The 23,378-nt window shown below is 60.7% G+C and carries 14 protein-coding genes; 9 read left to right on the top strand and 5 right to left on the bottom strand.

All coding sequences use genetic code 11. The annotated features are described in order from the left end of the window. Positions 1-45: 45 nt before the first annotated feature. Positions 46-1,032, bottom strand: coding sequence for an ABC transporter substrate-binding protein (locus tag TabM4_RS04605; protein ID WP_434619097.1), 987 nt, complete (start codon positions 1,030-1,032; stop codon positions 46-48). Positions 1,033-1,176: 144 nt separating this feature from the next. Continuing rightward, positions 1,177-2,064 carry a sugar-binding transcriptional regulator gene (locus TabM4_RS04600; RefSeq protein ID WP_434619094.1) on the bottom strand — a complete coding sequence of 296 codons (888 nt, stop codon included), beginning with the start codon at positions 2,062-2,064 and terminating at the stop codon, positions 1,177-1,179. 210 nt (positions 2,065-2,274) lie between these two features. Between TabM4_RS04600 and TabM4_RS04595 the strand changes: the two genes are divergently transcribed. Beyond that, positions 2,275-3,177, top strand: coding sequence for a tagatose-bisphosphate aldolase (locus TabM4_RS04595; RefSeq protein WP_434619092.1), 903 nt, complete (start codon positions 2,275-2,277; stop codon positions 3,175-3,177). 1 nt (position 3,178) lies between these two features. Further along, the gene (locus TabM4_RS04590) at positions 3,179-4,579 is read left to right on the top strand and encodes an ROK family protein (RefSeq protein ID WP_434619089.1); all 1,401 of its coding nucleotides are present in this window, start codon (positions 3,179-3,181) and stop codon (positions 4,577-4,579) included. A gap of 10 nt (positions 4,580-4,589) precedes the next feature. On the opposite strand, the gene TabM4_RS04585 is transcribed toward TabM4_RS04590, so the two are convergent. Beyond that, positions 4,590-5,480 (bottom strand): PIG-L deacetylase family protein, encoded by an 891-nt coding sequence (locus tag TabM4_RS04585; RefSeq protein WP_434619086.1) that lies wholly within the window; start codon positions 5,478-5,480, stop codon positions 4,590-4,592. A 685-nt stretch (positions 5,481-6,165) separates the two neighbouring features. Between TabM4_RS04585 and TabM4_RS04580 the strand changes: the two genes are divergently transcribed. The 5 genes from TabM4_RS04580 to TabM4_RS04560 all read left to right on the top strand — a co-directional run bounded on the left by TabM4_RS04580 (position 6,166) and on the right by TabM4_RS04560 (position 18,792). Beyond that, on the top strand, positions 6,166-11,007 hold the full coding sequence (locus TabM4_RS04580; RefSeq protein ID WP_434619083.1) for a Hint domain-containing protein: 4,842 nt from the start codon (positions 6,166-6,168) through the stop codon (positions 11,005-11,007). Between the two features lie 327 nt (positions 11,008-11,334). Beyond that, positions 11,335-13,647, top strand: a complete 2,313-nt coding sequence (locus tag TabM4_RS04575; RefSeq protein WP_434619080.1) for an N-6 DNA methylase — start codon at positions 11,335-11,337, stop codon at positions 13,645-13,647. Continuing rightward, positions 13,644-14,975 carry a restriction endonuclease subunit S gene (locus tag TabM4_RS04570; protein WP_434619077.1) on the top strand — a complete coding sequence of 444 codons (1,332 nt, stop codon included), beginning with the start codon at positions 13,644-13,646 and terminating at the stop codon, positions 14,973-14,975. Before TabM4_RS04575 ends, TabM4_RS04570 begins: the two co-directional genes overlap by 4 nt. A gap of 21 nt (positions 14,976-14,996) precedes the next feature. Continuing rightward, positions 14,997-15,719 carry a TIR domain-containing protein gene (locus tag TabM4_RS04565; RefSeq protein ID WP_434619074.1) on the top strand — a complete coding sequence of 241 codons (723 nt, stop codon included), beginning with the start codon at positions 14,997-14,999 and terminating at the stop codon, positions 15,717-15,719. Between the two features lie 4 nt (positions 15,720-15,723). Next, on the top strand, positions 15,724-18,792 hold the full coding sequence (locus TabM4_RS04560; RefSeq protein WP_434619071.1) for a type I restriction endonuclease subunit R: 3,069 nt from the start codon (positions 15,724-15,726) through the stop codon (positions 18,790-18,792). 71 nt (positions 18,793-18,863) lie between these two features. On the opposite strand, the gene TabM4_RS04555 is transcribed toward TabM4_RS04560, so the two are convergent. Both TabM4_RS04555 and TabM4_RS04550 read right to left on the bottom strand, forming a co-directional pair. Next, complete coding sequence (locus tag TabM4_RS04555) at positions 18,864-20,213, bottom strand: HipA domain-containing protein (protein ID WP_434619068.1); 1,350 nt, start codon at positions 20,211-20,213, stop codon at positions 18,864-18,866. 2 nt (positions 20,214-20,215) lie between these two features. Then, positions 20,216-20,428 (bottom strand): helix-turn-helix domain-containing protein, encoded by a 213-nt coding sequence (locus TabM4_RS04550; RefSeq protein ID WP_434619065.1) that lies wholly within the window; start codon positions 20,426-20,428, stop codon positions 20,216-20,218. Between the two features lie 238 nt (positions 20,429-20,666). Between TabM4_RS04550 and TabM4_RS04545 the strand changes: the two genes are divergently transcribed. Both TabM4_RS04545 and TabM4_RS04540 read left to right on the top strand, forming a co-directional pair. Beyond that, positions 20,667-21,830 (top strand): hypothetical protein, encoded by a 1,164-nt coding sequence (locus tag TabM4_RS04545; protein ID WP_434619062.1) that lies wholly within the window; start codon positions 20,667-20,669, stop codon positions 21,828-21,830. Between the two features lie 651 nt (positions 21,831-22,481). Next, positions 22,482-23,315, top strand: a complete 834-nt coding sequence (locus TabM4_RS04540) for a DUF3883 domain-containing protein (protein ID WP_434619060.1) — start codon at positions 22,482-22,484, stop codon at positions 23,313-23,315. Positions 23,316-23,378 lie beyond the last annotated feature (63 nt).

The raw sequence follows: 23,378 nt of genomic DNA, 5'->3' as shown, positions 1-23,378 counted from the left end.
CGCGTCGTCACTTGCGGATGACCCGCCCCCGCAGGGGCGCCCGGCTCATTCCGAATAGATGTACTTGGCGACGTTCGGGTCGGTAACGTTGTCTTTAGTGATGATGGTGAATCCTGTGCCGATGTTCACAGGGATCGAGTTGCCCGTCAGATGCGCGAATGCCGACACCACACCGAAATAGCCGATCTCGGCGGGATGCTGCGCGATGGCCACATCGACGAGCCCTGTATTCAGATTGTCCACGATGGACCCCGGCGCATCGAAGGCCACGACCTTGACCACGCCGCTCTGGCCCGCCTGCTGCACCCCGTTCGCCGCGCCCAGCGCCGAGAACAGGTTCGCCCCGAACACGCCCTTCAGATCCGACTCCCGCGCAAGAACGCCCTGCAACTGCGAGGCGGCCTTGTTCGCGTCATTGTCGTTGAACTGCGTCTCCAGCACGGTGATGTTCGGGAACTCTTCCGCCATCGCCTGCTTGAACCCCGCCTCGCGTTGGTCGGTGGTGGAAATGCCCGGCTTCACGTTCGAAACGAAGACCTTGCCCTCGCCCCCGATGGCCGCAGCCAGCGCCCGCGCCGCGATCTTGCCACCCAGCACGTTGTCGGACGCGATATAGGCCAGCGGGAAATCGGCATCGCCCGCGCCGGTCTGATACTGGCCCGTGCCGATGAAGGTATCCACGGTGATCACCGGGATCCCCGCATCATGCGCCTTGCGCAGCGGCTCGATCAGCTGCGTGGTGTCGGTCGGTGCGATCAAGATCGCATCCGGCTGGCGCGCGATCACGGCATCAAGCACCGGAACCTGCGTCACGGGGTTGAAGTCGGGCGCCCCTTGGAACACCAGCTCCACGCCAAGCGCATCGGCAGCCGCCTGCGCACCCTTCTGCATGGTGATGTAGAAGGCATCGGTGGTCAGACCCGGAATCAGCGCAATCGTCAGTTTGTCATCCTGCGCATGGGCAGCACCCATACCCAGCGTCATCGCGACGGATGCGGCGGCGGCCGCGCCCAGAATCGAACGGCGTTTCATGCTTTCTCCTCCCGTAAAGGCACTCCGGGCCGCTCCTCGGTCAGACCGTGGCCTTCGTTTCAAGTGCCAACAGAGAAGGCCGGTTGCGCCCCGAGGTCAAGAGAAATTTTCTTCTGCAATTTCTTTCTGCGTATGCAAACGTTTTCAGGCAGATGCAGAAAACTTGTCTAGGATGGCCTGCGCCGTGGCTGCATCCGTTACCAAAGCATTGATCAATCGGGCACGTGCCGCCCCGATGATCGACTCCGCCTTTGCCTCCCCCGAGGCGACGCCGATGCACAGCCTCGCCTTGCGCAGTTGCTCGGGCGAGACGGCGATCAACCGCTCCGCCCCCTCCCAGTCGATCGGAGTGCCCTGCACGTCGAAGTAGTGTCGCACGACATCCCCCGCCGCATCTACAAGCATCTGCTCATCCGGGGTCGCGACACTTGCATCGGGGGCGTTCAGCGCATGGGGAAGCCCCACGCCCACCACCGCGACATCAATCCTGTCCCAGAGGGCAACGGCCTGTGCGATCCCCGGATCGGCCAGGAAACTCTCACGCGCCACGGCGCTTGGCAGAACCGGAGCATGCAGGAAAAATGCAGTCCCACCAATCTGTTCCGCCGCAACGCGGGCGAATTCGTTGATCTGGAAATGCGCCTGATGCTGCGACATCCCCCCCGTGGCGGGCACGACCAGAACCCCCGGCATCGGCGGCAACCCCGCCTCCAGCACCCCCCCGATCGCCCGTCCCCAACCAAGGGCAAGCACCGCCCCCGGCGCCATGTTCGCCGTCTTCAGCATGGTGCCCAGCGGGCCGGCCAGCGCCATGCCCCCACCACCGGGGGGTGATTCGATCACCGCCACCCGCCGCAGGCCCAAGGCACGCTCCAACGCCGCACCCAACGCATCAGGCACCACCAGATCGCGCACCTCGATCCGCACGATCCCCTCGGTCCGCGCCCGCTGCAACAGGCGCGAGATGGTGGCGGTGGACAGGCCAAGCTGCTTGGCGATCTGCACCTGCGGCAGGTCGGACTCATAATGCATCTTGGCCACCATATGCATCAGGGCACGGGTTTCGCTGGCCTCTGGCGTCAGGGTTTGAGACAGATTGCAATTCCTTTCTGCAACGTGTTACAGACCCTCGTCACCATAGCATCTTGCCCCGATCTGGCAATCGCCATCATGGGCAGGGTCGGGCGTGGCAGCGCAATACTCCCGCGCCCCGGCGCTATGCAAAGGAAAAGGTCAGGGTCCATGGCAGGAATGACGACGGCAGAGCGCCGCGGTTATCAGATGATCTGTGGCGACGAGGGGGCGATGATGGTCATCGCCTGCGATCAGCGTGGCGGGATGCGCACCCTGCTCGCCGACACGCCCGAGGCGCAATCCGCTGTCGGCACCGACATTCTGGGCGACACCAAGATCGACATCGCCACCCACCTTGCACGTCATGCCACTGCCGTTCTGGTCGATCCGGTCTGCGCCCTGCCCAAGATGATCGACGAAGGCCACCTGCACCGCTCCACCGCGCTTCTAGTCGGACTGGACGACTCCGGCTATGCCAGCACGCCCGAAGGCTATCGGCTCTCGAAACTTGTCCCCGGCATCAGCGCGCGGCGCGTGCGCGAACTCGGGGCCACGGGCGGCAAGATCATGGTCTACCTCCGCTCCGACATTCCGGCGGCGAACCTCCACAACCTGCACCTCCTCGAACAGGTGATCGAGGATTTCGCATCCGAAGACCTTCTCCTCGTGGTGGAATTCCTCACCTATGCGCTCCCGGACGAAGACAAGGCACGCCACGCCGCGGCGCTCCCGTCCCTGATCGAGGGCGGCAGCCGCCTCTGTCTCGACCTTGGCGCGAAACTCCTCAAGATTCCCTTTCCCGGCACGGCTCAAGCCTGCGCCAACATCACACGCATGGCCGGCGAGGTGCCTTGGGCGGTCTTGTCGGCGGGCGTGGACCATGCGACCTTCCTCGGACAGGTGGAGACAGCCATGGCCAACGGCGCATCGGGCGTGATCGCGGGGCGCTCGCTCTGGAAGGATTGCATCTCGCTTGACCGCGAGGTCACGCGGGAACGGCTTACCCGCATCGCCCTGCCCCGCCTGCGCGAACTTCAGGCCGTCATCGGGCGGCACATGCCGCGTCGCTGACATGATGCCGCGCACCGCCATCGGCATCGACATCGGCGGCACGAACATCCGGGCGGCCCGCATCGCCGCGGATGGCACGATCCTCGCGCGCCGCACCGTCCCCACGGACCGCGACCCGGAAGGATGCCTGCAGATATGCCTCGACCTTGTCGCCGCCCTGCGCGACGAGACGACCGCCGCTTTGGGCGTCGGTGTTCCCGGTCAGGTGGATTTCTCCAATCAGCTCGCGATTTCTGGGGGTTACGTGGACCTGTCCACGATCCCCTTCGCATCGCGGCTTGGCGAAGGGACAGGCCTCCCCGTCACAATAGACAACGATGCCAACATGGCGCTCGTGGGCGAGTCCCGCTGCGGTGCCGCACGCGGTCTTTCCCATGTCGTCCTGCTGACCATCGGCACCGGCATCGGCGGCGCGATCCTCGATGACGGTCACCTCCTGCGCGGGCGCGGCACGGCGGGGCAACTAGGCCACCTGATAGTGGTGCCCGAAGGTCGACGCTGCGTCTGCGGCAGGCAGGGATGCGTCGAAACCGAAAGTTCCGGCACCGCCTTCGGCATCCACCTCTTCGAAGCCGGCCTGCCTGTCCATCTGCGCGTCGAAGACCTGCTTCATCGGCAGGCAACCGACCCGATCGCTGCACGGGTGCTGCGGGCTTGGGCGGCACCGCTGCGCCAAGCCATCGACACGCTGATCACCACCCTCGCCCCCGAGGCGGTGCTGATAGGAGGCGGCGCCGGAGCAGCAGCGCTTGCCGCTCTGGAAGGCGTGCCCGCCGCCAGAAGCTGGTTCGAAGGCCCGGTGCGCGCGGCGGCCCTTGGCGACGATGCAGGGGTCACGGGCGCCGCTCTCGCCGCCTTGGGCAAGGGGCGGCGCGCGGTCCTCGTGAACGGGGTTCCCGCCTCCGGGAAATCCGGGGTCGCTGCCGCGCTTTCGGCGCGGACCGGCTGGCCCGTCCTGTCGCTCGACACGGTCAAGAACCCCTTCCTCACCGAATTCGCCCCTGTAGACCGCCCGACCAACCGGCGCTTCGGCCTTGCCGCCTACAACGCCATGTTCGACATGGTCGCCCAGCACGCGCCCGATGCCACCATCATCATCGACGCATGGTTCGGCTTTCAACCGCCTGATATCTTGCGGGCGGGCATGATCCGCGCGGGGATCTCGCAGGCGGTGGAAATCTGGTGCCACGCCCGCCCGGCCATCGTGGCGGATCGCTATGCACGGCGTGTGGGCACCCGTCCGGCTGGGCATCCCGGTCTGGATTACGTCCCGGAACTGGAACAACTGGCGACGCGCGCACGATCTCTCGGCATGTTCCCGTCGATAGCCGTCGACACAGAGCAACCGCTTGATGCATCGGCACTTGAGACGGAAACAAGGTTGCGCCTTTCCGGGGCCTGAAAGCCCTGTATCAGCGCCCCCGCACCTTCTCGGCGAAAGCGCCGAAGGCAGGAAAGGCCCGGACCAGACGGAAGAACACATGCCGCGCGGCGCATTTCAGGCTGTGCGCAAAGCGGCTTGGGGGCGTGTAATAGAAGCGGATGAAGTTCATCTGCACGGGCTGCACCGCACATGGCGTCACGGGGGCCGACGTCGCGCCATCGGTGCGCAGTGGAAAGAACCATTCCTGTTCCGGCCAGACAAAGGCATCGGGCCACGTCCAGCAACCGTTCTGGATGTATATGTCGCGGCAACGCTCTGCCAACGGCCGGTCGGTTGCCAGAGCGCGCGACCGGGGGCCAAGCCGATGAAGATGCTGCTGCATAAGGAGGGCGGCCTTGTCGCTTACATACCCCGTCACCCAGATCTTGAAGCCAAGGCGTTTCTGCACCGCCTCCACCGCCCGAAAGACCTGCACATGATCCTCATGCCCGTACTCGCCCCATGGATTGTGCGTCACCACCGTGTCGATCCCGGCCAGATGCTGCTCCAGCAATCGGCAAAGCTCTGAAAAATTGCGCCGATAGCTGGCGAGAACCGCTGAATGTAGGCCAAGAGGCAAGCGCCGCGGTGCCAAGCCCTCGGCGATCTCTTCCGGATTTGGCCAGGTCGCATGATTGAACATGCTGGCTTCGGTCAGGCATAGGTTCTCGACCCCGTTCAGGGGAAGCGCCGAAACGGCCTTGCGCCGCCCCGTAGAGAAGACGGGTTTGCCTGAAAGATCGCCGTAACAAACTATCGTCTTACGCGCCGATGCCAGAAGCGAGCTGGCCCACAACACCTCATCATCCGGATGCGCCACGACGACTGCGCAACCAGAGGAAGGCTGGAGCCCGGTGATGTCATTCTGGATGTCCGCCAATTTCCGTCCTCACGATCCGTAATTCATTTTAACCCAAAGGCCTGGCGGGCCTGGCTGTCAACGCGCGCCAGAAGAGCGGTCAAAGATAGCATCCCCAGGCAAGGCACGCTCAGAGAGCCGGGGCTTTGTGTCTGGATAGCGCGGAAGCCGGAAGCTTTCCGCCACAACGTCCAGCAAGAGACCCGGCAAAAGGACCTGCGGAACAAACTGCCGGAAACATCAAGCCAAGCCCACATGCTGCAAGGATCGATGGGACCGGACCTGCCAACCACTCGCCTCCGTTCAAACCTTGCCTCCGATCGAGGCCAACCAACCGTCGCAAGGTTATCAACGCATATGACCGCGCGATCAACGTCAATTAACCGTTCGTCCTGTAGGACCCTGCAGGCCTGGCAGTTCCTCGAAGACTCGCACATTTCTGCGCCACACCGCCGACTAGGCATTGCCCTGGTCGGGCGACCATTACGGGCGGCAGGATAGGCAGGGACAGTCTATATGCAACTGCCAGAAGTCTGCATCGGCCACGCGCCCCTAAAACCGCGCCGTGCCCTGACGTCTTGCGATCCGAGTGCATCACGGCTTCGTCAGCTTTTCCAGTTCAACCGGCACAGTCGCGTTCCGGGCAAGGGATCAAGGAAGAGGCCTTTCCTGCACGGCCAGACAGTCGAAGGGTGCGGGTTGCAGAATGGCGACGACATATGAAGTCATCTTCCTTGGCACTCTGCCGAAGATCGATACAACGCAAGGCAACGAATTCGCCGAGAATGCGGCAGGTATCCTTGGAACTTACGGAACAAGCACCAGCCCACTCAGCGGACAGGTGCGTACGCTGTCGGCCAACGATACGACCGAAGACGAGGACGAGACATATGACACCGACAACAGCGGTGGCTATGACACGTTCCGCATAAACGGCGGCGCGTCGCAGAACTTTGATGCTGTCGCGATCTACAACGCGGTCATAACCTACGCCGACGGTACGACTGCGACGATCACAGCAACGGTCTTTCAGGATGTCAACGGCAACACCTATCTGGCGCCGGAACTGACCAACAACAGCGATCAGGTCGCCTTGACGGCAAAGCCGATTCTGTCGCTCAGCCTGAACAGCGTTTCCACCGCCACGGGCGACATGGGTGTCGAAAGGGTGGCGGGGGACTTCATCTCATCGGTTGATGGCACCTCCGGCGCAGATACCATGAATGTGGGCTACACGGATGCGCAGGGGGACAAGGTTACCGACGGCAACGACTACATCGCCGCAGGAAGTGGAAATGACAGCGTAAGCGCCGGGGGCGGCAACGACACCGTCGATGCCGCGACCGGCAATGACACGGTCTTCGGCGGTGCCGGTGCGGATTCTATCAACGGCGGCGACGGAAATGACGTCATCGGCAACTGGACCAGTGACGACGGGAACGACACGATGCGTGGCGGGGCCGGAAACGACAGTATCATCGGTGGGGCTGGCGATGATCTTGTCTATGGCGATGATGGGGACGACTCTCTTTTTGGCGGGGCCGGAAACGACACGCTGTTCGGCGGGGCCGGAAACGACATGGCCGGCATCACCGATGACCACAACGGCGATGTCTATGACCTTGGCGAAGGTGCGGGGGATCAGGACGCCGTCTGGTTCGCGAATTTCGCCAGCGCGAATGGCGTGAATGTCAATTTCACCGGCAATGACGCCGCGACCTACGCATTTTCAGGAGGTATGGCGAGCGGCAGCTTCTCCGGGGCCGAAATCGTCGGCGGAACCGAGAACAACGACACCATCAACGCTGGCGCGGATTCGGATGGGCAGACGATCTACGGCCAGGGCGGGGCCGACAGGATCATCGGGGGGTCCGGCAACAATACCATTTTCGGCGGGATCGGCGCAGACAGCATCGACTCCGGGGCCGGGACGGACTGGGTCTATGGCGATGACGGCAACGACATCCTCTACTTCGGAACCGGCAATGACAATGTCTTCGGCGGCGCCGGCGATGACCTGATCGACGATCTGGCCGGGTCACAGGCCGGCGCGTTCAACGACTATGTCGATGGTGGCGACGGCAACGACACGATCTTTGTCGGCGGAGGCAATGACACCGTTCTGGGGGGGAACGGGAATGACATCCTGCAGGGAGAGGATGGCAACGACAGCATCGATGGCGGGTCCGGAAGCGATTCTCTGCTGGGTGGGAATGGCAATGATACGCTGATCGGAGGCGGCGGGGCGGACACGGTTTCTGGCGATGTCGGAGATGACGTCATCGACCTGACCGCAAGCGATCAGGCCGCCGACATGGCCTATGGCGGGGATGGCAACGATCTCATCACCTCGCGCACTGACCTCGAGGGAGGAAGCGATTCGCTCTACGGCGGGGCGGGACGCGATACGTTGGTGGCGGGGGCCGGAGACTTCGTCGACGGCGGGTCGTCGGGAGACGATTTCGACACGCTGGACCTGAATTCTGCGCCTGTAACCGGAACGACAACCGTCACCTTCTCGGGAACCGGGGCGGGTACGATTTCCAACAACGGTCAGACCCTGACCTTTACCGAGATCGAGGCGATCCGGGCAACGGAAGGGGCTGACAACATCAATGCCAACGCAGATACGGGCGGCATGACCATAGCCGCCGGTGCCGGCAATGACTCGGTCTTCGGCGGGTCCGGACGGGACAGTTTCTCTGGTGGCCTTGGCAACGACTCCATGCAAGGCGGTGGCGGGAACGACACGCTGGATGGCGGTGCTGGCGATGACAGGCTTTTTGGCGGAACGGGCGCGGATCTGATCGTTGGGGGTGCTGGGGCGGACAGCATCCTTGGTGGAGATGACAGCGACACCATTTTCGGCGGCGCAGGCGACACAATCGTCGGCGGCGAAGGCGGAACCGACAGCGACTCGCTCGTGCTGAATTGGGCGGATGTGCAGTCGATCAGCTATGGCAGCAACGGCGAAAGCGGGACGGTCACCTTCACCAATGCATCGGGCGGTGGACTCCTGACCTTCAGCGAGATGGAAGCAATCCGCTATACCGGCGCGATTGACGGAACGGCCGGGAACGACGTGATCGCTGCAGGCGTCACCGATGCCGAAGGAGACCAGATCGACGGGGCGGATGGCAACAACGACACTGTGAACGCTGGTGCCGGGAACGACTCGGTCAGTGCCGGGGCAGGAAACGATCTGGCCTATGGCGGAACAGGCAATGATACTCTCTCTGGCGGAGAGGGGGCCGACACACTTGATGGCGGGGACGGCGACGATACACTCATAGGTGGCGCCGGGGCGGACTCCCTCGTCGGTGGTGCGGGCCGGGACACAGCGGATTACAGCGCCTCTTCACAGGGCGTGACGGTCAATCTCCTTACCGGCACGGGCAACGGCGGCGATGCGGCCGGTGATACCCTGACCGGCGTCGACAATGTCGTGGGGTCTGCCTTCGGGGACACGCTGACCACGCATAATTCGCAAGGCAACCTCTTCGGCGGGGCCGGGAATGACACGCTCTATGGCGGGACCGGGAACGGAGACGCGCTTTATGGTGGCGATGGCGACGACCTGATCGCCGGTCTCGCCGGGGCCGACAGCCTTTTCGGCGGGGGAGGACGCGACACCCTGATCGCCAGTGGAAATGACACGGTCGATGGCGGCGAAACGGGTGACGACTGGGATATCCTGCGCGTCGGCGCAGGAGCTAGCATTACCTATGCTAATGGCAACAGCGAGGCGGGCACGATCACGCTGGCCGATGGCAGCACGGTGACCTTCTCGGGGATCGAACAGATCGACAGTGTGGGGGTTGTGGACGGCACGAACGGTGCCGACACCTTCGGCTCGGGTTATGCCGATGCACAGGGCGACCAGATCGACGGAACAGATGGCGCTAATGACGTCATCGCCGCCGGAGGCGGGAACGATCTGGTCCTGTCCGGTGCTGGGAATGACAGCATCGATGCTGGCGGCGGGGAGGATACTGTCCGGGGCGGCATTGGCGATGACAGTGCCCTGGGCGGCACCGGAAATGACCTTCTTGAGGGCGAGTCGGGCAACGACAGCCTATATGGCGGAGACGGCGACGACACACTGGTGGGCGGGACAGGGAATGACGTCCTGTTCGGCGGAGACGGGAACGACAGGGCGGTCTTCTCCGGCGACGTGACGGATTACACCTTCGACCGCGGGCCGAATGGCGAATTGGTGGTGACCTCGGGCCCCGGAGTATCGGATGGCACCGACGCGCTGAGCGGGGTGGAATTCGCCAGTTTCAACGGTGTCACCTATCGGGTGATGACCGGGGATGAGGCAGACAACCAGACGCTTCAGGGCCCTGCGGATGGCATCCCCGTCCTTGTCGTCGCCTATGGCGGCGCGGATTGGGGCGGTGGGCATGCCACGAATGACGTGATGTTCGGCGGAGACGGATCCGACACGCTTGACGGCGGCGACGGCGATGATCGGCTTTCGGGCGGGGCCGGCGACGATCTGCTGCGCGGCGATGGCGGGAATGATACGCTGACTGGCGGGGCCGGTGCGGATACATTGCGCGGTGGGGCGGGGGATGACCTCCTCGCAGGGGGCGAAGGCGCGGACGTCATTGAACTGACCGGTGCAGGCGGATCGGACCGGGTTGCCGGCTTCGACATGACGGTGGTGGATGGGCGCACCGTCGACCAGCTTGATGTGTCGGAACTGACGAACGGCAATGGCGATCCGGTCACCTGGCAGGATGTGACGATCTCCGACACCATGGGCGACGGCAGCGGCGATGCGGTCCTCACCTTTCCGGGCGGCGAGCGGGTGGTGCTTGAGGGGGTCTCCGTCCAGCAGGCCAGTGGCAAGGCGAGCCTCTATGCAATGGGAATCCCATGCTTTGCCGCCGGGACACCCATCCTGACACCCGAAGGTTGGTGCCGGGTCGAGGATTTGGCGACCGGGCAACACGTCCTGACCGAGGCCGGACCAAGCCGCATCATCTGGGCCGGCGCGCGGCATCTGGATGCTGACGACCTGACGCGCAACCCGGATCGCCGGCCCGTTCACTTTCCCACGGGTGCCATCGGGAACAGCCGCGCCCTGCGACTTTCACCGCAACATGCCGTCCGCATGCGCGATGCCAGAGGCGAAAAAGTTCTGGTCCGCGCCCGCCATCTGGCCCAAATCGGTTTCGGCGGGGCGCGTATTTCACACGGGGTGCGCGAGGTCACCTATCATCACCTGCTGCTGGAACGGCACGGGATTGTGAATGCCGCCGGGGCAGCGGCAGAGAGTTTCTACCCCGGCCCGCAGGGATTGCGGATGATGGACATCTCGGCGCGGATCGCGATCGCCGCCGCGATCGCGTCACAGGTCTGCGGTCATCCCCTTCCCGAACACCGGCTTGCAGAACTGTATGGCGCGAGAATCCACCCCCTGCTCACCCGCGCGCAGCTTGGCACTCTGTCGGTGGCACCTTTCGTAGCACCTGAAACGATCCAGAAACGGCAGCCTCATTTCATCCATGCTTGGCATGCGGTCGATGTGACCAATTAACCGCTCCGGGTTACGGTCCTTGAGTTCTGGATAAGGCATCACGTATCTCATCAGCAAAAGCCATCTGCACTAATGGGCGGCACAAATCCGTTATGGATCAGATACTTCTGCGCAATAAAGGGGATGGATGGTGCTGCAAGAGAGGATTGAATTCTTCACACTACCTTTAAAAACAGATACTTACGTCCATAATTGTTACATTGGTGCGAGCTGACTTTTGTAACGGTCGTGGTGCGTGCTGACCACGATTGCACTGGACCCGTCGAATGACAACCATCGTGAGTCGGTTTGGTCCAAGGCTTCAAGTAGTCTCCAGACTGCCTCTACATGAACACTCAAAGAGAATTCGGATTCGACAGATCAGCCAGGCGGCAGCCTTGGAGTTGCAATGATGATAGACGCTTCGCGCAAGTGAAGCGACCTGACGAGCGGGACCAACAAACCGTAGACATTTTTCCTGAAAGAATGTTCCTTCAGCAGAAAAGCGGGTTTTCGAGGCGGATTTTCGTGAACGTTCAACAGCATAAGAAACTTACCGACGAAATCTGGGAGATCGCGAAGCGTCTGCGAGGTCCGTATCGCCCACCGCAGTATCGGCTGGTAATGCTACCTATGGTAGTCCTGCGCCGTCTTGACTGCGTGCTGGAAGATAGCATTGACCGGGTTCATGATGAGCATATGCGCCTCAAGGCGGCTGGCACGAACGAAAAGGCGATGGAGAAGATGCTGGCGCGGGTTGCGGACCCCAAGCGCAAGCAGCCCCTCTACAACACCAGCAAATACACCTTCGCGCGCTTGACCGCCGATGCCGAAAGCATCGCGCCGAACCTCGTTGCCTATATCAACGGCTTCTCCCCCACGGCCCGCGCGATCTTCGAGAAGTTCAACTTCGCCGAGCAAATCCAGAAGCTCGACGACAGCAACCGCCTGTTCAACATCGTCCAGCAGATGGCGACGGTGCCCCTGCACCCGAACGAGGTGGACAACCTCCAGATGGGCTACCTGTTCGAGCATCTGGTGATGAAGTTCAACGAACAGGCCAACGAGGAGGCAGGGGATCACTTCACCCCCCGCGAGGTCATCGAACTGATGGCGAACCTCGTCTACACGGGCGAACAGGACGTTTACAAACCCGGCATCTACCGCACGATCTATGACCCGACCTGCGGCACGGGCGGGATGCTCTCGGTCTCGGAACAGCACATCCGCGCGGGCAACAAGGCCGCTAACCTTGCCCTCTACGGGCAGGAATACAACGACGAAAGCTGGGCGATCTGCTGCTCGGACATGCTCATCAAGGATGAAGAGACCGACAACATCATCCTTGGCGACACGCTGGGCGACGGCAAAACCAAGGACGGTTTCGAGGGGCACCAGTTCCACTACATGCTGGCGAACCCGCCCTTTGGGGTCGACTGGAAGGACCAGAAAAAGGTCGTCGAGAAAGAGCACAAGGAGCTTGGCTTCAAAGGCCGCTTTGGCGCGGGCACGCCCGACATCGACGATGGGTCGCTGCTGTTCCTCCAGCACATGATTTCCAAGATGCACCGCAGCCCCGATGATCCCGACACCCCCGGCGACGGGTCCAAGATCGCGGTGGTGTTCAACGGCTCGCCCCTCTTCTCTGGCAGCGCGGGCGGTGGGCCGTCCAGCATCCGCCGCTGGATCATCGAAAACGACTGGCTGGATGCGATCATCGGCCTGCCGGATCAGCTTTTCTACAACACCGGCATCTACACCTACGTCTGGATGGTCACGAACCGCAAACCGGCTGAGCGGCGCGGCAAGGTGCAACTGATCGACGGCACCCTGTTCGCCGAGCGGATGGACAAGAGCCTGAACAACAAGCGTAACCGGATCACCGAAGATCAGATCGCGCACCTGACCCGCATCTATGGCAACTACCGCGACGGCGAACAGGCCGAGGTGGTGGTGAACAAGAAGACGGGCGAACGCGAAATCCGCACCGTCTCGCGCATCTTCAAGAACCACGAATTCGGCTTCCTGCGCATCGTCGTGGAAAGGCCCCTGCGCATGAATTTCCAGACCACGCCCGAACGGATCGCGCGGCTGCACCTACTGGATCCCGACACGCACCCGGTCGGGACCATGCGTGCGGTGGTCGAGGCGATGGATGCCAGCCGCCTTTACATGGACTTGGCCGAGTTTGACGCAGATGTCGTCGCAGCCGCCGCCGATCTGGACATCAAGCTGTCCAAACCGGATCGCAAGACGCTGTGGCAGACCATCGGAGACAAAGACCAGAAGGCCAAGGAATGCATATGGGTGGGCAACCGGCCCGAACCTGACCCGGATTTGCGCGACACGGAAAACGTGCCGCTGCCCAACTGGACACAGCTTCCCCTGCCGATGCCCTTTGGCCCCGATCCGCAGAACAAGTTGAACGGCGCCTTGGTCAAGCTGATGACCCCGGCCATTGATGCCTATATGGCCGCCGAGGTGCTGCCACATGTGCCCGATGCCTGGGTGGATTATGGCCGCACCAAGGTTGGCTATGAAATCCCGTTCAACCGGCATTTCTATGTCTACAAGCCCCCGCGTGAATTGGACGAGATCGAGGGCGAGATCGAAACGCTGGAAGGCGAGATCGCCAAGCTGCTGGAAGGGCTGGCGGGATGAGCTTTGTCGCACGCCCCGGCAACAGCCCGACGTGGGCCGACGACCTGCCAAATGGCTGGACCGCTGATTGGGTAAAGTGGTCTGTCGCCTTCGCATCCACCAAGCCCACGGACGAAGACACCGAGAAGCTGCCCTATATCTCGAACGAGGATATCGCCTCTTGGACGGGCAAGATGCTCAAGGAGGCCCCCGAACCTGCCGACAAGGAAGGGCGGGTGTTCCAACGCGACGACGTGCTGTTCAACAAACTGCGTCCGTATCTCGCCAAGGTCTATCATGCCGACTTCGACGGGATCAGCTCGGGCGAATTGTTGAACCTCCGGTCCTCGGATCGCGTCCTGCCCCGGTTCCTGTTCCATGTTCTGTCGTCTTCGGCCTTCATTGACACGATCAACGCCGAGACGTTCGGCACGAAGATGCCCCGCGCGGATTGGGAGACGGTCGGGCATCAGCCCTTGCCCCTTCCGGACCTTGACACCCAGCGGCGGATTGCGGGGTATCTGGATGACAAGACGGCGCGGATTGATGCTCTGATCGAGAAGAAACGGGCACTTCTGGACCGTCTGGCCGAGAAACGCCAAGCCCTCATCACCCGCGCCGTCACCCGCGGCCTGAACCCCTCCGCCCCCCTGAAAGACAGCGGCATCGACTGGCTCGGTAAGGTTCCGGCGCATTGGGAGGTGAAGAAACTCAAGTATCTGACCCCTAAGGTGAGTGTCGGGATCGTTGTAACTCCTGCGAATTGGTATGCGGAAGAAGGCACCCTGGCACTGCGTGGCCTCAATATCCGGCCCATGGGTTTTGACTTGCAAGAAACACGACTTATCAGCGACGAGGGGCACGAGTTTCATGCCAAATCCCAGCTTCACGAAGGCGATCTGGTTTCAGTCAGGACAGGCGATCCGGGGACGACTGCTGTTGTTACAGAGGAGTTTGACGGCTGCAACTGTATTGACTTGGTAATCATCCGCAGGCCCGTTGAGATGTTGCCTAGATTTCTTGGCTGGTTCCTGAACAGCAGCGTGGCCAAGGTGCAGTATCAGCTTGGCTCGGAAGGGGCGCTGCAAGCACACTTTAATGTCGATACGTCAAAGGAAACGCTGGTCGCGGTGCCCTCAGTTGATGAACAGTCTGCAATAGTTGACCACCTAGAGGCATCCTTACAGGCCCATGATGAGGCTGTGACCAAGATCACAAGTAGCGTCGAAAAGCTGACCGAATACCGCGCCGCCCTCGTCACCGCCGCTGTGACGGGCAAGATCAAGGCGCTTCTCGTTGCGGATCACAAAGAAAGTGCTGCGCCGATGCGGGTAATTCAGACGCACTAAGAAATCAGTTGGAGGTGTAACATGGCCGACGTTTTTCATGAAGGAATTGAAGCCCTAAAGGCACGGGTCGAGGCTAGTGGCATCGTGGGTGCCTGGTCCGAAGAAGCTGGCGGAAAGCACGTTTTTCGGTCGCGTGAGAAGGGCATTTTGAACTATTGGCCCGCTAAAGGCACTGTCCAATATCAGGGTGTCCCAGCGGCACAAGCCCCGCTTAAAGCGATCCTTGCAGATGGCGCACCCGCCGCACCCGTCGCAGCCGCTAACCCGGTCGATGCAAAGACCAAGATTTTCGTGGTCCACGGTCATGACACGCAGGCGTTGGAACAGCTTGAACTGATCCTGCGCAGGCTCGGGCTCGACCCCTACATCTTGCAGAACAACGATGGCGGTTCCAACACGATCATTGAAGCCTTGGAACAGCAGATTTATCATGAAGCCACCTTCGGCATTGTCCTGATGACGCCCGACGATTTCGGCTATCCCAAAGCAAAAGGCGACGATGCGACACAGCCCCGCGCACGTCAGAACGTGATCCTTGAATTAGGCATGGTGCTGGCGTCACTGGGGCGCAACCGAATGGTCATCCTCAAGAAGGGTGCATTGGAGACCCCCAGCGACGTTGATGGCGTTCTGCGCTTGGAGTTCAACGATCACGTCAAAGAGGTTGCCGTAAAGCTCGCCCGACGCATGAAGGCCGCTGGTATCGAGATCGACGATGGCCTGATCGCCGGTTGTGGGGCATGACAGGATGGCGGGGCACAGCGAAACAGCCTTCGAGATTGCGATTGAACACGGGCTGACCGCGCACGGCGGATATGCGCGGCGCTCGCCTGCCGATTTCAACGAAGACCTGTGTCTGTTTCCTGCCGATGTGCTGGGGTTCGTCCGCGACACCCAACCCCAGAAATGGGATCAGCTAGAGGCGCTGTTGAAGGCGCAGACGGCGGATCAGGTGTTGTCTGACCTGACAAAGGAACTGGCCACCAAGGGCACGCTGCACGTTCTGCGCCACGGGTTCCGGTGCTACGGCAAAACGCTGCGGCTGGCTTATTTCCAGCCGAACACGGGCATGAACCCCGAGACGACCGCGCTTTACGCCAAGAACCGGCTGACGATCACCCGGCAGGTGGCCTTCACCTCGGTCAAGAAGGCCCCCGGTGGCAAGGCCAAGCGCTGCATCCTCGACGTGACGCTTGCGGTGAATGGCCTGCCGGTTGCGACCGCCGAGTTGAAGAACCCGCTCACCGGCCAGAGGGCGGCGGATGCCAAGACACAGTATGAGCGCGACCGCGACGAACGCGATCTGATGTTCAAGTTCAAGGAACGCGCCCTTGTCCATTTTGCCGTGGACCCTGACGAGGTGTGGATGACGACGCGCCTGAAAGGGGGCGAGACGTTCTTTCTGCCGTTCAACAAGGGGCACAACCGGGGGGCTGGCAACCCGCCTGTCGATGGCAACTGGAAGACCGCCTACCTGTGGGATGAGGTCTTGGCGCGGGATAGCCTTTTGGACATCCTGCAACGCTTCATGCACCTAGAGGTGAAGGAAAAGAAGATCGCCACCGACCGGGGGCCGAAGACCGTTCGCAAGGAAACGATGGTCTTCCCCAGGTATCACCAGCTTGATGCGGTGCGAAAGCTGGTAGCCCATGCCAAGGCACATGGGGCGGGGCGGAACTACCTCATCCAGCACTCGGCAGGGTCGGGCAAGTCTAACAGCATCGCATGGCTGGCGCACCGTCTGGCGGGGTTGCACGACGCAGCGGATGCCAAGATTTTCCATTCCGTGATTGTGGTGACGGATCGCCTTGTGCTGGATCAGCAATTGCAGAACACGATCTACCAGTTCGAGCACAAGACCGGAGTGGTGGAGAAGATCGACGAGAACACGCAGCAGCTTGCCCGCGCGATCTCGAACGGTGTGCCGATCATCATTTCGACGATCCAGAAGTTCCCGTTCATCGCGCAGGCGCTGCGGACCCTTGAACAGAAGGGGGAAGACCTGACGCTTGCGACAGCGGGCAAATGTTACGCCGTGATCGTGGACGAGGCGCATTCGTCACAGACCGGGGAAACGGCATCGGCGCTGCGCGGGATGCTGAACCGGGATGGGATCGAGGCGGCTATCGCTGCCCAGCTTTCGGACGTGGAAGACGAGAACCTGACCGAAGAGGCAAAGCGGGCGATCCTGCGGGACACGCTACGGCGGGGCCGCCAACCGAACCTGAGCTTTTTTGCCTTCACGGCCACGCCGAAGTTCAAGACCAAGGCCATGTTCGATGAACCGGGGCCGGATTGGCAGTCGCCGTTCCACGAATACACGATGAAGCAGGCCATCGAAGAGAGCTTCATCATGGATGTTCTCAAGAACTACACGACCTACAAGCGTTTCTACGGACTGGTGAAGCAGATCGAGAATGACCCGCAGGTGCCGAAACGGGCCGCTGCCAAAGTGCTGACCCAGTTTCTGACACTGCACCCTCATAACATCGAGCAGGTCGTGACGATCATCGTGGAGCACTTCCGCGCGAACGTGATGCACGAGATCGGCGGGCGGGCAAAGGCAATGGTTGTCACCGGCTCGCGGCTTGAAGCCGTGCGCTACAAACTCGCCTTCGACCGATACATTGCAGAACGCGGCTACACAGGCATCAAGTCGCTTGTTGCATTCTCGGGCACGGTGGAAGACCCGGCCATCCCGGAAAGCGCGTATACCGAAGTCGGAATGAACAACGGGCTTCCAGAAGCGGAACTGCCCGAAACATTCGACAGCGATGAATTTCGCGTCTTGCTGGTCGCGGAAAAGTATCAGACTGGGTTCGATCAGCCGCTTTTGCAGGCGATGTATGTGGTGAAGCGTCTAGCGGGAGTGCAGGCTGTCCAAACGCTTTCCCGCTTGAACCGAATGGCACCGGGCAAGGCCCGCACTTTCGTTCTCGACTTCGCCAACGAGGAAGACGAAATCTTCAAGGCGTTCAAGCCCTACTACGAAGATACGCCCATGGGCGAGAGCGTGGACCCTCAACGCTTGAACGAATTGCAGCACAGGGTGTTGGAGTGGGCGATGTTCACAAGGGAAGATGTCAGCTCATTCTCTGTTGTTTGGTATGGGAAGAAGAAGGACCACACAGCTAGCGATCACCGCACGATGAACGCCATACTGGATCGCGCTGTTGACGCATTCCAAAGGCGTGAAGAGGAGGAGCGTGAGGAGTTCAGAGGGCAGATCACTGCATTCCGAAACCTTTATGCATTCCTGTCCCAGATCATTCCATATCAGGACAGCGAACTTGAGCAGTTCTACTCGTTCTGCCGAAATCTGATTTCCAAACTGCCGCCCCCCGGCGATGGGTCATCGTTCACGTTGGATGACGAAGTTGCACTAAAGTATTTTCGCATTCAGCAAATGACCCAGGGATCAATCAGCCTTGATGATGGCGAGGCTGACCCACTGAAAGGCCCGACCGATGTGGGTTCAGGGGGCAGGAAGGATGAAGAAGTTGGGCTTAAAGACCTCGTTGAGCGGTTGAACGAGCGTTTCGGGACGAGCTTCACTCGTGCCGATCAACTCTTTTTCGAGCAAGTCCGCGAAAGTGCTGAGGGCGATGAACGCATTGTCGAAGCCGCACTCGCCAACAAATATGATAACTTCGCCTCATACCTTGAGCGGATGCTGGACGAGCTGTTCATCGACCGTATGGACGGCAACGAAGAGGTTTTTTCGAAGGTCATGAGTGATCAACCCTTTCGGGCAGCGGTTCATAAGGGTTTGGCAAGGGAGCTTTATGAGCGTATTCGGGGTGCTCGGAGGCATTGAGTGCCGGGGGTAGGCTTCGCGGCCTTCTATTCAGCCGCTGCCATGCCCAATCCCGAAACACTTAGCCGGACTTAACTCACACCTCCCCAGCCGCCCGGTCGATCTCCCTCTCCATCCCGTTCGACGCGATCATAGAAATCGCGCACTGGTAGTTCGAAGTTTGCACCGAGTGCCCGCTCGACCACCACTGCCTGCGCACAAAGTGCATCGAGAAGCTCCTTCGTCGCGAAGCCAGGAGCCGCAGTGGCGATGCCCTTCGCCATTTCCTTGATCTGTGCCTCCACGCGACCAATCTGGGGCTTCTTGAACCCAAGATCACTCGGAAGCAAAGATAGGTCCTCTCTCGTGAGGTCCTCGGCGAACTCTGCCCGGCCATGTCGAAACGAGAAGCGGTGCGTGACGCGGCGATCCATGAACACTGGAACGACATCGTAGAGCGGCGCCAAGGTCACAGTGCCTCCCCTGTGCATCAGGGAGCCGTTCTTCGCGTGATTGTCCGTGTTGCCGACGAGGAGGTTGAAGAGCGTCTGGGCGAGAAAGTCGCGCAAGAAGATCGCCGGCACGGTTGCGCCCTGCGCGATCCTTCCGATCGCAGCAGCACAAAAGCGGTTCTCGTCGTTAAAGCTGTCCCGTTCGTATTTCAGTGCCGGAGGCAGGCCAAGGGCCTGGCAGAAGTCCTCGGTGTGCAGCCGAGCAACCAGTAGGTCATCGCCTTCCCTCTGGACAATCCGATCGAAACGGGTCGACAGCAGTGCATGAATGCGTCGTCCATCGACAGTCAAACCGAGGGCCTCGCATTGTGCGGTCTTGATCCCACAAGCTTCGGCCGTCTTGAGGAGCGCTACTTCATGACGGGTAACATCGGGATCCGACGCAGGCGAAACCTTCAGAATGTGCGTCGTCGGCGCGCGCGATCCCGGCCGCGGAATGAACAGGGTTTCATTGTGCTCGACGACTGCGATCTTGCCCTGGACACCAGCGACCGGTGACGGATCGCGGCCAAGATCGGGAAGCCGCTGATGCAGATGAAGTGAACGAGCGATTTCCCGGATGCGGGCGTCATCAAGCGGTTCGTAATCTCGCGGGAGACGACCGGGAGTTTTCCCGGGCCCAGATCCTTGCGGAGTGATCGAAACTGCCCCGGGACAGTCGGCCCCCATCTGGAAGAGCAAACCGCCCACATCCCCACGGTCTAACCGGTAGCTATCGAGCACCCGCTCCAACTGCGGGCCCTCGAACAGCAGATTTGCGAAGTAGCCGCGACAGGCTGCGTCTGCATAGGGCTCAGGGCGCGCTGGGAGGGCCAAGGAGAGCCTCTGCGAGGGTCCGGCACCCTCCGCATAGGTGAAGGTCAGAGACTGGTCTTCCCGGCGCTCCAGCAGGCCCACCGGAGCGTCATGCCCTTCGATCCAGACATCCATCCTCATGCGCGCGGTTCCGCAAGGATATCGATGCCGAGAGCCGCACAGAGCCGGAGGTAAGTCTCCAGGGTGGCCGTGGTGTTTCCGCGTTCGATCTTGGAGAGGTTGCCCTGGTCAACGCCCGCGATGCTGGCGAGATCACCCTGCTTGAGGGCGATTGCCTCACGGCGTTCCCGGATCAGCATGCCAAGGTCATTGGGTGTTGTGATCTTCATCGGAACCCCACTTTTGGCCTGAGAACCAAAATTACCTTAAATTGCCCTCTCGGCAAGCGACTTTTGGCTACTCAGCCAAAACCGTAGAGCGCAACCCGAAACGGGTCCTGATTTTGGCTCTGCGGCCAAATCTAAGCCGTCTGTGGGCGTGGGCGAAAAAGAATATTGCCATTCCTGCGACAACCCAACGCCGACCCCGCTATAATGGGGACACCACGTTCCATCGCCGGTTTACGACATGCTTTCTGTGCCCCTGACATATCGCGAAGCCACCTCACCCGCGCACCAAGTCGAGTTCCGCCGTGAAGATCTTCGCAGGTCACAGGCGCGACTTCAGAACCGTTACGCTCTCGTTCCGCGGATCAACCTGAAGCAGTTTCTCTGCAAAGCGGTTATCGATTTCGTCGAAGTGGAGATCGTGACGAAGAACAGCACCAACTTCCCTGCTATCCGGCGATGGATATCTAGTGCTCTCAGTTTGCCGTCGCCGTGGTGCGAGCAGGTGGGTGGCGAAAAGAACTCTGCAACTACCTTTCACATCGTCATCCATGATCCGCGGATCGCTGACCTCGAACGACTTGATGGTGCCATTGCGAAAACTGCTGCTGGGCTTGCGCAGCCGACCAAGATCACGAAGCTTGAGATCAGCATCGATTTCTATCCGCATTCCGGCAGCGAAGAAGATCGCCTAGCGATGTTCGGGGTTCTCCAGCGCACATACATGCCATCGAAGAACGTCTGGACGAAGAACCGCGACCATCCGCGTTTTCAGTGGAGCGAAAAAGAAAAGCCGACTTTTTTCCTCCCAAGCTCGATCAAGCGTAGATTACACCATCAGCTTTCACCGGAAGCTGCCTTTCTCGATTCCACCGTCTACTACTGGGAAAAGACAGGCCCGGCATCGATCCGCATCCAGAACAAGATCACGAACAATCGGAACAAGGACCGTTTCATTGCGCTGCCACAGGAAGACAAGCGTGCCAGGATCGAAGTCACGTTGACCGGAAGTGCCTTGAGTGAGCTCAAGCTGCGCACCATTGCAGATCTTGCCCGCTTCAGCTTCACCAAGCTCCAGGGCGAACACTTCCACTTTGCGCTGCCAACCTTTGTGGATCGTGCACGACTTTCACAATATCAGAAAGTCCAAGAAGCCATCAACCTGCGCGACCGGGAAAGCTTCGCGAAAGGTGGTGTGCTATGTCTCGAACGCCTGCGGGACGTCAGAGAGGAATGGTTCAAGAGGGTTGGCGAACTGAAGGCTAGAGGGATTACGCCTAGCCTCAGACGAATGGGCAAGGGAGATCGCGGCACAACGGTCGCATACGTGGCGCTGAATGAGATGGTGCGGACAGCTTTTCAGGAGTTGGGGCGCAGGATCGCGCGACGTGAGCGGAGGTCGTGATAGGGTAGAAGAGTGGATGGGGTCGGGGGCCGCGCCGGCTTTTCTCGTGGGCGTATGAAGGTAAGATGGGAATGGGGAGAGTTGGGGTGTGTGTAAGAGGGGGAGTAAGGGGGATAGGAAGCGGAGAGGCGGAGGAGAAAGGAAAGTAAGTGGTGAATTATGTAGTTATCAGGGGTATTCGCGCTGAATGCCGTGAAGAACCAACGTTGCAAGGCCGTTTCTGACTGGCGCCGCAAACTGAACGCCTAGAAAAACTTGAAACGCGATTTCTGCGCGATCTTTTCCGAAGTGCGCTGAAACCAGAGAAACCGGACGGGGAACGCGCTGTTTTCTACTTCTCGTCTTCAAGCGCGTAGGGGTGAAGATCAGCGAAGATGGGAGGTTTCGAGCGTCCCCGTATGGCTGGGCCAGAAGGCATCCCCATCGACACCTCCACCTTTTCCTAAGACTTCGACTTCCCCATGCGACCCGCTCCCCTGGGGATGTCGAGCCATTCCTCGTCGGATGCAAACAGAATGTCAGTGACAGCCCAAGCACGACAACTGCATATGCGCAGATAGCTACATAGCTTTTGCTGGGCGACAGGTCCCACACCTCCACGTCGACCTTCTCCCCGATGACAACCTGCGGGACATCGAATAGCCTCGTCCCATGTCGACGTCAGACTGGACCGATCTTGAGAATGACACGCTGATCGCGGGTTACTTCGCGATGTTCGACGATCATCTGTCCGGTCGTCCCTTCGTGAAGGCTGAGAGACACCGCGCGTTGGCAGAGGTGCTGTCGGGACGGACGGCGAAGTCGATCGAGTATAAGCTTCAAAACGTCAGCGGGGCACTTCAGGCTCTCGGGTATCCGTGGCTGAAAGGGTATGCACCCGCGAACAATTTCCAGATGTCTCTTGCGGATGCGGTAGCGCACTGGTTCGACGGTCATGCAGACTGGACGACACGTCGTCACACTTCGATAAGCAGCGAACTGAGAGATCCCGGCGAGTTGTTCGTGGGTCCACCACCAACGCTTTCGAACCGTCCACCCCCGCGGGATCTGGAGAAGATGCTCAGGGTCGCCCAAAAGTTCGACGTCGCTGGGAGGGATGCACGGAACCGCGCCCTCGGACGGGCGGGTGAGGAGCTGGTGGTTTCGCGCGAGCGATCGGTTCTTCGGTCCTGCGGACGAGCAGATCTTGCTGCGAAAGTGCGCTGGGCATCCGAGGAGAAAGGTGATGGCCTCGGCTACGACATTGAAAGCTTCGCGCCTGATGGCCGGCCTCGACTGATCGAAGTGAAGACCACCAACGGTTGGGAGCGCACGCCCTTCCACATCACTCGGAACGAATTGGAGGTCGCGGATGAACGAAGGTCAGAATGGTGCTTATTCAGGCTTTATGAGTTCGCGACCGAACCGAAGGGCTTCGAACTCTACCCGCCGCTCGATGCACATGTGAATTTGACGGCGCTCGCATATCTGGCAGGGTTCCACTGAGCATGCCGGTAAAGAGGCTCGGTGGATAGCCCAAGTTGTTCGCTACGGGCGGAAAGCGGACGG

Source organism: Tabrizicola sp. M-4 (genome assembly GCF_051132405.1).
Lineage (GTDB): Bacteria > Pseudomonadota > Alphaproteobacteria > Rhodobacterales > Rhodobacteraceae > Paragemmobacter.
This window is presented reverse-complemented; position numbering and strand designations above follow the sequence as displayed.